Genomic DNA, 10151 nt, shown 5'->3' with positions numbered 1-10151 from the left:
ATCAGCCCATTGCGCGTCGCTCAGCATCGTCCCTCCTCCATCAGAGAGACGAAAACGCAAGCCCAGCCAATCTGTTCAGGCGACGACAGGCCCTAGAGATCCTACACTTTTATAGGATTTGATGGTCCAACTCATATTATCAATCCATAGTATAATATAGCAAAATTTGGCCTTTATATTTTGAGTTTAATTCGAGATATAGATCTAAAAATTAATAGGAGCCATATCGTTACGCAATGCATTCCAATAAAAATTCCTTCTAAACATAACCAATGATTTCTGATTAGAATCATCGTCATGAAATCCAGTTAAAACAAATCCTAGCTTAAATAGTATGAGGAATCCATTTCTTTCATATATTTGCCCATTGCAATTTTGCAAAAATCTAAGAAGTAAATCAGGCTCTTGCGAAAAAATGCATTCTCCGTGATACGTTGCTCCACCATCAATCTGCGGAAGTAGCGATATCTCTACAATGTTCTCTTTCTCAAACACAATGGCTGGCTTTCGCTCTGAGAACTGCAGTCGACGTCGACCAGTTGGTGTTGTTTTATCACGGACAGGTTTACCTAATATTTGAATTATATCATCTATTGAGCATTCAAATTTGATTTCATTTAGTCCAACGTAAGAATTTATTTCCCAGCTCATCTTTCAACGCCCTTTTTTTCTAGGTATTAGTCCATGCTTTTCAAGACATCTACGATATGCAGCCGACTCAAGCATAGCTCTGTTATACTTTCTAGGATCCCCTTCATTTCTTGCTATGTTCCTGACGTCACGAAGATCTTTTGCCACCGCATCTCGATAATGACCAGACTCCATTAAATCACGCTGTTGCTGACGATATATATCTCCATCTGCACCTTGCCATCCATGGCTTGATGTTTCACGATGATCATCCCTGTCCATTTGTATGGAGGGCATTCGGTTTATGCCGCCGACTTTATCAGCCAACTCGTCTGGATACGCGCTCTTGGCTGGAGTATGATGAGACTCTATTTCATTCTCCAGTGATCCAGGCGCACCGCGATAAGATCCGCCTCGATAAGAACCTTCACCTTCCCGATCTCCCTTCGCCAGATGCGCGCAGGGATTGCGGGTCTGCTTTTTCCGCGTACTGCGTGCGCCGCCCTCGCCAGACTCGCTCGCCTCCTTCCTGAGCTGCTCGGCCTCCTTGCGCAGCTTGGCCGCCTTCTCGTAATCCCCCGCCGCCTCCAGAGCCTTTGCCCCGCGCTCCAGCATTTTGAGCTTCTTGAGCGGGTTGGCGATCTCCAGACCGACGCCCGCTACGGCCCCCGCCGCGCCCAGCACTCCGTGATCGGCGTAGCCCCGCTCCACGCCCCGACCGCCTGGTCCTTGGCCCAGCCGCCCGCCGTCTGCGTGCTGCCCACCGGATCGCGCACCACCTCCCCCGCGACGTGCGCCACGCCTCCGGCGATGTTCTTCGTACCCTCCCAGATCTCGGAGCCTGTTGGGATGCTCTCGTAGGCCGAACGCGCGTCCCGCCCGTTCTGCGAGGGGTCGCTCCAATACTGCGACGCCTTGTCGAGAAGGCCCTCGCCCGTCGCCACCGTGCCCGATGTCGCCTTGGCGCCCGCCAGAAAGTCGCCGGCTCCGCCCTTCACCCCGTCCCACGCCTTCTTGTACCAGGGCATCTGGTCCCGGCCGTCGGGCGCGTCGTGCGTCGCGGTGGATTTGACGTGCACGTACTCGCCCGGGCCGTTGCCGTGGTTGAGCGTGCACCGGTCGCCGTGGCGCTGGACCGGGATGCCGTTGGCCCGCACGACCTTCGAGGACGTGACGGGCGAAAATACTTAAAAACAACTCCTTAGCAGCAATTTTACTATACAATTATTCTGAGTTTTGCACACACACGAATGCACCGAATTGGATAAGGTCCGCATATGCAAATATGTAAATCTCATTACCAACAAAGATCTTGTAGTTGTCAGTATTCCTATCTGAAACTCCTGTGGAACTGAAATAATCGATCTGCCGTTGAGGCGAGGATGTAGGATGGCGTTCAAATAGATAATTCTCTGAAATCTGGAAAACAAACGTAGGCAGCCGTGTTGAAGGTGGCGGTGTCTCGTCGCCAAGCAACCAAACAGGCGATCTATTTAACCGCCCAAATCGGTCGCCGGGTTCAGATTTTTCTACAAGACTCATGTTTTTTCTAACCAGCGGAGATACAATCTGTGGATCTACAATTAGATCTTGCGCCGAGAAAATAAAAATAGAATGATACCGTTGTTGTTTTTCTAAAACTCCACGATCTACGATTTTTGGGTAATTATCTGGTGTGGACATATCCGGAATAACGTGATGTTCATCAATATTGTTTGGATCAAAAAAGAATAGCAAGCAATTTCCTGAAAGGTCATGCCATTCAGGAAAAAACAACTGAAACATAAACCTTTGTTCAATGCCATTAATACCACTTCGTGGCGGAGAAAAACCTTTTGGAACAAGGGGGTGGCCACCAAGGAAGCCGACAGATGCGCTGCCATCTTGTATAGACAGGACAATATCAGACATTGTGCGCCCTAAGGATTCGGGAAATTCTTGGAAATCGTTCGGCCACCCACTGTTACGTCATAATTTAACGAAGATGGCCGTGTCGAGGCTCCTTCGTAAGTGGGTGTGAGGCTTATAGTGGCCGGCTGGCCAGTAGATTGGACTTGATGTGCGATATTACCCTCGAAGACACGGAACTGTCCACGGTTCACGCTGGGGGCTTGAGGAAAAATGTTGTCCTCGTTGGTGCCACTTCCACCCAGCTTAGCTCCTCTAGCATGTCCGGCGTCGTCAGTCGAATTACCCAAGGATCTTGCATAATTACGCGTTGATGGACTGGTGGGGGTGCCCGTGCCAATATCCTCGGGATTGATAGTGTCCTCCCAGCGAGTAATGCGACCGTACATATCTCGCGTGACCTTTGGCACCTTTGCCATCACACGCGTGCTTCGCGCGCCTTCCACACCGCTTTCGACGGCTTTGACTTCGGCCGTAGCCGCCTTCCCGGCCCGCGAGGCGGCCGCCACCGCACTGCCCGCACCGCCCGCGGCACCCTGCACCGCACCCGCCACGGTCTCCACCGTCTGCGCCGTCTCCGGCGAGGCCCCCAGCGCCTGTGCCACCCCGCCCGCCGCGCGCTGCACCGCCGTCGTCTGGCCCTCGCCCGTCCAGAGCTGGCGCAGACCCGTGGCGACGTTGTCGTAGCCGCTGCCGATCAGCAATCCGCCGCCGACCATCGCCGGAACGCCGGGCACCGCACCGATGCCCGTGGTCGACGCCGCCCCGCCGACCCCGGCAAGGCTGGCGCCACCCACCACCTCGCCCGCCCCGCCGGCCGCCTGCAACGCACCCAAACCGCGCGTCACCACCCGCCCGTGCCCGTCGTCGAACGCGCCGATCGCCCGGCCCGCCTGCCCGAGCTTCTCCCCCGTCCAGTTCAACGCCTTCCTGTACCAGGGCATCTGGTCCCGGCCGTCGGGCGCGTCGTGCGTCGCGGTGGATTTGACGTGCACGTATTCGCCTGGACAGTTGCCGTGGTTGAGCGTGCACCGGTCGCCGTGGCGCTGGACCGGGATGCCGTTGGCCCGCACGACCTTCGAGGACGTCACCGGCTCGACCGTGCTGCCGACCGTGTTCGACCTCACCCCCTTGCCCACCCCCGGCTCGTCGCCGTAGGTCGTGGTGAAGCGCGAGTCGCGGCGCTTGATCACGCACCCGTTCGAGCGCACGTCCGGCGAATAGTTCTGCTTGTCGTCCGCCTTGCCCCACACCGCGTACGGCACCGGGGCCGACGGCGACCGGCACACGTCCGGCGACGTCGACACCGCGATCGCCTCGTGCGTGTCGGGGATCAGCTCGGGCGGAGGAGGCTTGGGCGCGCTCGGCGATGGCGGGGCCCAATTCTCGTCCTTCCTGGCGTCCTTGTCGAAGTAGGCGCGGCGGTAATCCTGGCTCGCGAGGTCGTCCCCGGGCAGCTTGTAGTCCGCATAGCCCTGGCCGCGCTCAGGCGACTGGAACAGCGCGTTCGACGGCAGCCCCAACTCTTGGGCGAGGGCCGGGTCGGCGGCCGGCGCCGCGCCGTAGACCGAGAGCGGCTCCAGCGTGACCGAGGACGATCCGCCGCTCATCGCCCGGCCTCACGCTGCCCGGTGACCATCTCGAGGATCGGTCGGGAAAGCCGCTCCGCCCAGGGAAAGCCCGCCCGCCACGTCAGGAACACTCGGCCGACGCCAGGGCGGAGGTCGAAATGCACCCCGTCGAGCACGAGCGGCACGGCCATCCAGCCGTCGGGCTGCTCCACGCGTGCGCTCAGCCGCAGGCCCGGCAGACGCCCGACGAGTTCGGGATATCCCCGCACCAGGTTGTCGAGCCTGAAGGTCTCGTCGCCCGACAGCCACGGCTCGGCGATCAGGTCCGAATGGGCGCATTGCCAGAAGCGGAAGTCGAAGTCCCATGGGAGCAGGGGATGGCGTGTGTCGAGCCAGTCGTCGTCGTAGGTGCCAGCCCGGCTCTGCCGTTGTCGCCAGAACGGTGCGATGGGGCCAAAGCCCTCCGCCGTCCAGTCGCCGTCCGGGGTAGCGATTGCTGCGCCGTCGGCCTCGATCTGCGGCGCCGGCCATTGCGTCACCTCGGGGAAGCGGGCGGCATCGACGATCCCGCAACCGACCGGATTTGCGGAGTGCACGCCGTCCGGCGCGTNCGATCTGCGGCGCCGGCCATTGCGTCACCTCGGGGAAGCGGGCGGCATCGACGATCCCGCAACCGACCGGATTTGCGGAGTGCACGCCGTCCGGCGCGAACGACGCGCCGACGAAGGTCACGTCCGTGCCGGGCTTGAACAGGACGAGGTCGTTGACGGGAAGGAGTGGCGTGCGATGCGGATCGCCTACCCAAAATGTTATTAAGGCATGAATCCCCCGCGCGGGACGATCCGCCAGCCCCAAGTGCGACCTCGGTAGTCGTATCGCTCTGCGCCTGCGACTATCATGGAGCAGACAGTCGGGATGAATTGAGCCGATGACGCCCAGTATGACGGTGACAGAGGGAGACGATCCCGAGCTTCGCTCGATCCTGATGCAGGGGCTTTCTCCTATGCTTCATCCGCAGCACTCCTCCCGGCCCGCAAGTTGGCTCTGCGTCGCCCTACAGGACGAGCAAAAATCCTCAGTCGGCGGGATGATCGGACTTATGGTTGGAGCATGGCTGTCGGTCGATCTTCTTTGGCTGCCGACGTACCTGCGAAAGCGCGGCCACGGCACGGCTTTGCTCAGAGAGGCTGAGCGACGCGCGTTAAAAGAAGGATGCATCGATGCCTACGTCGGAACATCCAGCAGCGATGCGTGCGGATTTTATGAGAAGAATGGTTACGTCGCTCGTCTATTATTATACAATCCGTACGCTGGTTTGACACAGACAACACTGCAGAAGCATTTTTAAGCGAATTTTATTTCATATCAATGCTTAGGGTATTCATTTTATATTAATAAGCCTGCTTAATATTGAGATTATCGACGAAAATAGCTTTAAATTACAACGATACCTCTTTTATAGCCCTTAGGTAAACCTGCCCATCAGAGATAGCACTTTCAACGCGCACGCGGGTCCCGGGCCGGAACTCCCACTCTTCGTATACTGGGACCTTTTGATTCGATAATATTTCATAAATATCTTCCTGTATCTTCATAGCTAGAACCGGCCTCCAGACAGGCACTATTTCGTCGGTTAGGAGAACATATACTTCTACAAAATTTCCCATTTCTAGCTCTATAATTCTAGCTTATATTAATAATAAGGCTATTCGTAAGAAGATTTTATTATTCTTGACAAATTTAATAGAAATTTTTTACGCCTTTAGTTTCAGAATATGGCGACCCGCTACCTGTAAAGAAGATTGCCTAACCCGCAGATGAGTTTCAGTGCTCGCGATGAAATTACGCATTGCAATTTTATATTATATTGTTATAATATAAATATAATACTATAGCTCGAATATATTAGATATCATGGATTCTATAGCCGTGCAATTCCTCTGGCCATGGCTCACCATCGTAGCTAAATCCCTCAAGCCACTCTATTCTTCCGTGCTTTATCATGATGACAAATCCGAAAGGATTTGATTTGCCATCCAACGTTGCTTCACACGGCGATATATCTTCGTTGCATAAATTTGGCAGAATATGAAGTATTGGCTCGTCACGAAATACCGTCATAAATCCAGATCCACCAATATGTCTTGATAAGACAAGCGCGCTGTACGACTCGATTAAACTAATTCCTGACAATATCCCTCGATTGACGAAAAATTTAGTTATTATTTCGAATTCCATCTTTTCCTGTACAGTCATCCATTCCCTCCCCTGAAATTCAAGGCACGACACAAGTTTTTGATCAAAACCATAATAAAAACATTCAACGTATGAACGCCGTGCCAATTTTAGCTTGACCGTTCACCAACGCACCTCTGATTGTCACATTGTAACCGTTGATGTTAGCTACGCCTGAAAATCGCCCACTGCTTTCTTGTCCGATTTTATCTGCGGCGCCCTGCAAAGCATCTAACAGGGTGTTGAAGAAGTCCGTGGCGTGCCAGGGGTTGGCATGATTCACTGCTGCCTGGCTGTAAGCGGGGAAGGCAGATGCGGGGCTCGGATCGGCGTTCCGGGGCGTTGTCCTCGTATGTGGACCTGGAGACTCGGGTTCGGTCCGATCATCCTCTGCGGGCCATCCGACAACTGACGGTCGAGGCGCTGGCGGCCCTGAGCGGGTCTTTCTCGGCGCTCTATGCGACCCGGATGGGTCGTCCGTCGATCCCGCCCGAGATGCTGCTGCGGGCCATGCTCCTGCAGGCGTTCGACTCGATCCGCTCGGAGCGGCAGCTGATGGAGCGGCTGGAGTTCGACCTGTTGTTCCGCTGGTTCGTAGGCCTGGGCATCGACGATCAGGCCTGGGATCATTCGAGCTTCACCCGGAACCGGGACCGGCACCTGGCCGGTGAGATCGCGGCCCAGTTCCTCGCCGCCATGCTGGCCCGGCCCCGGGTCAGGCGCTTCTGTCCAGCAATCACTTCGCTTCGCGGTCCTTCGGTTCAGCGTCGACGGTACGCTGATCGAGGCCTGGGCGTCGATCAAAAGCTTCAAGCCCAAGGATCAGGGCGGCAACGATCAAGGGAAAGATCCGCCGCCGTCCGCCGGTAGGCGCAACGTCGAGGTCGACTTCAGGGGGCAGACGCGCTCGAACGAGACCCACGAAAGCACCACGGACCGAGAAGCCCGCCTCTACCGCAAGGGTCCGGGGATGGAGGCCAAGCTCTGCTTCATCGGCCATACCCTGATGGAGAACCGCTCGGGCCTGATCGTGGACACCCGCCTGACCTCGGCGAACGGTCACGCCGAGCGGATCGCAGCGTTGTCGATGATCGAGTCGAGTGCGGATCGACCCGGGGCGATCTCGGTGGGTGCCGACAAGGCTTATGACGCCGAGGACTTCGTCAACGAGCTCAGGTCGATGAACGTGCGCGCGCACGTGGCTCGGAACATCAACGGCCGCCGCTCCTCCATCGACGGACGAACCACCCGCCACGCCGGCTACGGCAGGAGCCAGAAGATCCGCAAGCGCATCGAGGAGGGCTTTGGCTGGATCAAGACCGTCGGCGGACTGCGCAAGACCCGCTTCATAGGCCGGGACAAGGTCGGATGGGCCTTCACTCTGACGGATGCGGCCTACAACCTCGTCCGCCTGCCAAAGCTGATCGGAGCTCTGGCGTGAGCGTCCTGGGCAAGTGGCGGATCGTTGAGCTGCCCGGCTACGAGGAAGCCTACGCCGACATGGTCGAGCCGGCCTACATCCTCTTCGAGGACGGCCGCGGTGAGTTCGCCTCAGGGTGTGTCACCGGAGCTTCCGCTGGCGAAGCCGCCCGCGGGAGCGATCGCGCCGCCATCGTGTTCGACGGGATTGGCAATGACGAGATGGATGCGGTCTGCGGCTCCGGATCGGCCGAGGTCCAGGCCGACGGCTCGCTTCGCGGCAAAATCCGCGTCCACCGCGGCGACGAAATCCGCTTCATTGCCCGCCGTTGGCTGACTTCTTCAACACCCTGTTAGGCCGTCATCGAGCCGCGAGCCAACGGAGCCGAACGGCGGTGACGGCCACGTCCCTCCGACCGCTCGACCCTTCTATGAAGTCGATCGCGACGACTCCACCCCGGCGGCCTCGCAGACGATCTGGAGGCAGCGTGAGCGGTCCTGCGGGTCCTGGATCCGGCGAAAGGCGTCGACCAAGGCCGCGCATTGCTCGATCAGGACGGCCTGTTCGGTCCTTACGGCCGCGTTTGGCCGCGCGCCGTCCATCGCGGGTTGGCCTGCCCCTGGGAGGGCGGGGGTCTCCCCCAGCTGCGCCGTGGTGATCCCGAGCGTGTCCGCGATCCGCGCCAGGTAGTGCTGCCGGATCTGGAGAGGGCCCTGTCGTCGCTCGGCGTCGGGATCCGCGAGGTTGGCCTGGAGTTCTTCGAGGGCATTCAATCTACGGCCCATCGTAGGTCTCCCGGTTGAACGAGCATCCGTCCTGGATGTGCAGCGGCGCATATGATTTTATTGCCATATCTTATCATGGATTAATATGCGAGAATTTACATTTGTTATTCGGACCTCTGTTTGGTATCTCTAGCATCGGCTATGTTGCTTAACGACAACTATCTGAGAGAGCTGCGGGGCGCAGTGGAACAACGCACATCATACGAAGACGCAGCGATGCAGATTTTATTGCAGGATGCCCTCGATGCCTCCGATGTGATCGGCCGTTGGGAGTACGACGTTCCGAACGACCGGGCGTACGCGGACGCGCTCGTGGCCCGGGTGTTCAACCTCGACCCCATCGCGGCCAAGAGCGGTGCTCCCCTGAAGGCCTTCCTGGCCGGCATTCATCCCCATGATCGCGAACGCGCGGCCCAGACCATTGCTCGCAGCGCCGAGGACGGCCTCGTATGTACCTTGGAGTATCGCGTTCGCTCCGCCGATGGGGTGACGCGCCGGGTCCTCGATCGCGGCCGCTTCGCCCATGATCGTGCAGGACGCCCGACCCGGGGCAGCGGTATCCTCGTCGACATCACCCAGACGAAGCCGGATACGGTCTTGGGCCTCTCCGCATCCGATCTGAGAACCTCCGATCTGAGAACCTCCAACCTCAGAGGATCCCTGGAACGCGCGGCCGAGCATGGCCTCGTCGTTCGCGCGGCGATCCATGAACTTCCGCCCTCCGTGCTGCACCAGATGAGCGACATGCTCCTGCTGGAGATCGGACGGCGGCTGGCGCAGATCACGGACGTCCGGCATCAGGGCGGATGAGCTGACCCTGGACGCGGCATTCCCGTTCCGAACAGCAAATTCGGTTCGAGGACAGCCCGCCCGCCGATAGGCTCGTGACCAACCGTGAACCGAATCGTTCATCCGGCCGCCGGGCCGACCCGCAATCCGCAGGGGACGGCCCCCGCCGCCACACGCCTCGTCCCGGGCCCCGCCTTGCGGCCCGGCCACCGCCCGCGTATGCGGCTGGATTGGGGTGCCGCAGGCCCCCGCCCCCTTGAATCAATAGGGATGGGACGACGATGGCGGGAGCCGCTCCGGTCGCGATCATCATGGGCAGCCAGTCCGACTGGGCGACCATGCGGCATGCAGCCGAAACCCTCGATGCCCTCGGGGTCGCCCACAGCGATCGCATCGTCTCGGCCCACCGCACCCCGGACCGCCTCGTCGCCTTCGCCAAGGGCGCCAAGGCCGAAGGCTTCCAGGTGGTGATCGCCGGGGCCGGCGGCGCCGCCCACCTCCCCGGCATGACCGCCGCCATGACCCCCCTCCCCGTGCTCGGCGTTCCGGTGGAATCGAAGGCCCTGTCGGGCCAGGACAGCCTGCTGTCCATCGTCCAGATGCCCGCCGGCATCCCCGTGGGCACCCTCGCCATCGGCCGTGCCGGCGCCGTCAACGCGGCGCTCCTCGCCGCCGCCATCCTGGCCCTGACCGACCCGGACCTCGCCGCCCGCCTCGAAGCCTGGCGCGCCGCGCAGACCGCGAGCGTCGCCGACCATCCGCAAAGCGATCTCCCTTGAGCGTGCCGTCTGTCGTGAACACCTTGCCCGAAGT

The 10151-nt window shown here is 59.0% G+C and carries 11 protein-coding genes and 1 pseudogene; 5 read left to right on the top strand and 7 right to left on the bottom strand.

Annotation, left to right across the window (positions count from 1 at the left end):
- Positions 1–204 precede the first annotated feature (204 nt).
- The 5 genes from ASG60_RS22485 to ASG60_RS04960 form a co-directional block, all read right to left on the bottom strand.
- On the bottom strand, positions 205–651 hold the full coding sequence (locus ASG60_RS22485; RefSeq protein WP_156398790.1) for a hypothetical protein: 447 nt from the start codon (positions 649–651) through the stop codon (positions 205–207).
- A 3-nt stretch (positions 652–654) separates the two neighbouring features.
- On the bottom strand, positions 655–1341 hold the full coding sequence (locus ASG60_RS22480; protein ID WP_156398789.1) for a hypothetical protein: 687 nt from the start codon (positions 1339–1341) through the stop codon (positions 655–657).
- Positions 1290–1787, bottom strand: a complete 498-nt coding sequence (locus ASG60_RS04965; RefSeq protein WP_056384402.1) for a hypothetical protein — start codon at positions 1785–1787, stop codon at positions 1290–1292. The genes ASG60_RS22480 and ASG60_RS04965 overlap by 52 nt, the downstream gene beginning before the upstream one ends.
- Before the next feature lie 67 nt (positions 1788–1854).
- Complete coding sequence (locus tag ASG60_RS22475; RefSeq protein ID WP_156398788.1) at positions 1855–2541, bottom strand: hypothetical protein; 687 nt, start codon at positions 2539–2541, stop codon at positions 1855–1857.
- 8 nt (positions 2542–2549) lie between these two features.
- The gene (locus ASG60_RS04960) at positions 2550–4148 is read right to left on the bottom strand and encodes a PAAR-like domain-containing protein (protein ID WP_056384401.1); all 1599 of its coding nucleotides are present in this window, start codon (positions 4146–4148) and stop codon (positions 2550–2552) included.
- 901 nt (positions 4149–5049) lie between these two features.
- On the opposite strand from ASG60_RS04960, the gene ASG60_RS21795 reads away from it, so the two are divergent.
- Complete coding sequence (locus ASG60_RS21795; protein WP_162244774.1) at positions 5050–5457, top strand: GNAT family N-acetyltransferase; 408 nt, start codon at positions 5050–5052, stop codon at positions 5455–5457.
- A 557-nt stretch (positions 5458–6014) separates the two neighbouring features.
- On the opposite strand, the gene ASG60_RS22470 is transcribed toward ASG60_RS21795, so the two are convergent.
- Positions 6015–6365, bottom strand: a complete 351-nt coding sequence (locus tag ASG60_RS22470) for a hypothetical protein (protein WP_156398787.1) — start codon at positions 6363–6365, stop codon at positions 6015–6017.
- A gap of 291 nt (positions 6366–6656) precedes the next feature.
- Between ASG60_RS22470 and ASG60_RS04950 the strand changes: the two are divergent.
- Positions 6657–7785: pseudogene (locus ASG60_RS04950) on the top strand (IS5 family transposase).
- Positions 7782–8120 (top strand): hypothetical protein, encoded by a 339-nt coding sequence (locus tag ASG60_RS04945; RefSeq protein ID WP_056384399.1) that lies wholly within the window; start codon positions 7782–7784, stop codon positions 8118–8120. The pseudogene ASG60_RS04950 and the gene ASG60_RS04945 overlap by 4 nt, the downstream one beginning before the upstream one ends.
- 72 nt (positions 8121–8192) lie before the next feature.
- On the opposite strand, the gene ASG60_RS04940 is transcribed toward ASG60_RS04945, so the two are convergent.
- Positions 8193–8549, bottom strand: a complete 357-nt coding sequence (locus ASG60_RS04940; RefSeq protein ID WP_056303913.1) for a hypothetical protein — start codon at positions 8547–8549, stop codon at positions 8193–8195.
- A 120-nt stretch (positions 8550–8669) separates the two neighbouring features.
- Here ASG60_RS04940 and ASG60_RS04935 point away from each other — a divergent pair, with 120 nt between their 5' ends.
- On the top strand, positions 8670–9359 hold the full coding sequence (locus tag ASG60_RS04935) for a PAS domain-containing protein (protein WP_156398786.1): 690 nt from the start codon (positions 8670–8672) through the stop codon (positions 9357–9359).
- A gap of 260 nt (positions 9360–9619) precedes the next feature.
- On the top strand, positions 9620–10117 hold the full coding sequence (purE, locus tag ASG60_RS04930; RefSeq protein ID WP_056167572.1) for a 5-(carboxyamino)imidazole ribonucleotide mutase: 498 nt from the start codon (positions 9620–9622) through the stop codon (positions 10115–10117).
- Positions 10118–10151: the final 34 nt, after the last annotated feature.

The organism is Methylobacterium sp. Leaf469, from assembly GCF_001424745.1.
Classification (GTDB): Bacteria; Pseudomonadota; Alphaproteobacteria; order Rhizobiales; family Beijerinckiaceae; genus Methylobacterium.
Note: the sequence above shows the minus strand (reverse complement) of the source record. Positions and strands in the feature narration are given on the sequence as shown.

What these genes read in the sequence shown, in the direction of transcription:
- ASG60_RS22485 (WP_156398790.1), bottom strand. Translation starts at nt 651, where the DNA reads ATGAGCTGGGAAATAAATTCTTACGTTGGACTAAATGAAATCAAATTT.
- ASG60_RS22475 (WP_156398788.1), bottom strand. Translation starts at nt 2,541, where the DNA reads ATGTCTGATATTGTCCTGTCTATACAAGATGGCAGCGCATCTGTCGGC.
- ASG60_RS04960 (WP_056384401.1), bottom strand. Translation starts at nt 4,148, where the DNA reads ATGAGCGGCGGATCGTCCTCGGTCACGCTGGAGCCGCTCTCGGTCTAC.
- ASG60_RS21795 (WP_162244774.1), top strand. Translation starts at nt 5,050, where the DNA reads ATGACGGTGACAGAGGGAGACGATCCCGAGCTTCGCTCGATCCTGATG.
- ASG60_RS22470 (WP_156398787.1), bottom strand. Translation starts at nt 6,365, where the DNA reads ATGACTGTACAGGAAAAGATGGAATTCGAAATAATAACTAAATTTTTC.
- ASG60_RS04940 (WP_056303913.1), bottom strand. Translation starts at nt 8,549, where the DNA reads ATGGGCCGTAGATTGAATGCCCTCGAAGAACTCCAGGCCAACCTCGCG.
- purE (WP_056167572.1), top strand. Translation starts at nt 9,620, where the DNA reads ATGGCGGGAGCCGCTCCGGTCGCGATCATCATGGGCAGCCAGTCCGAC.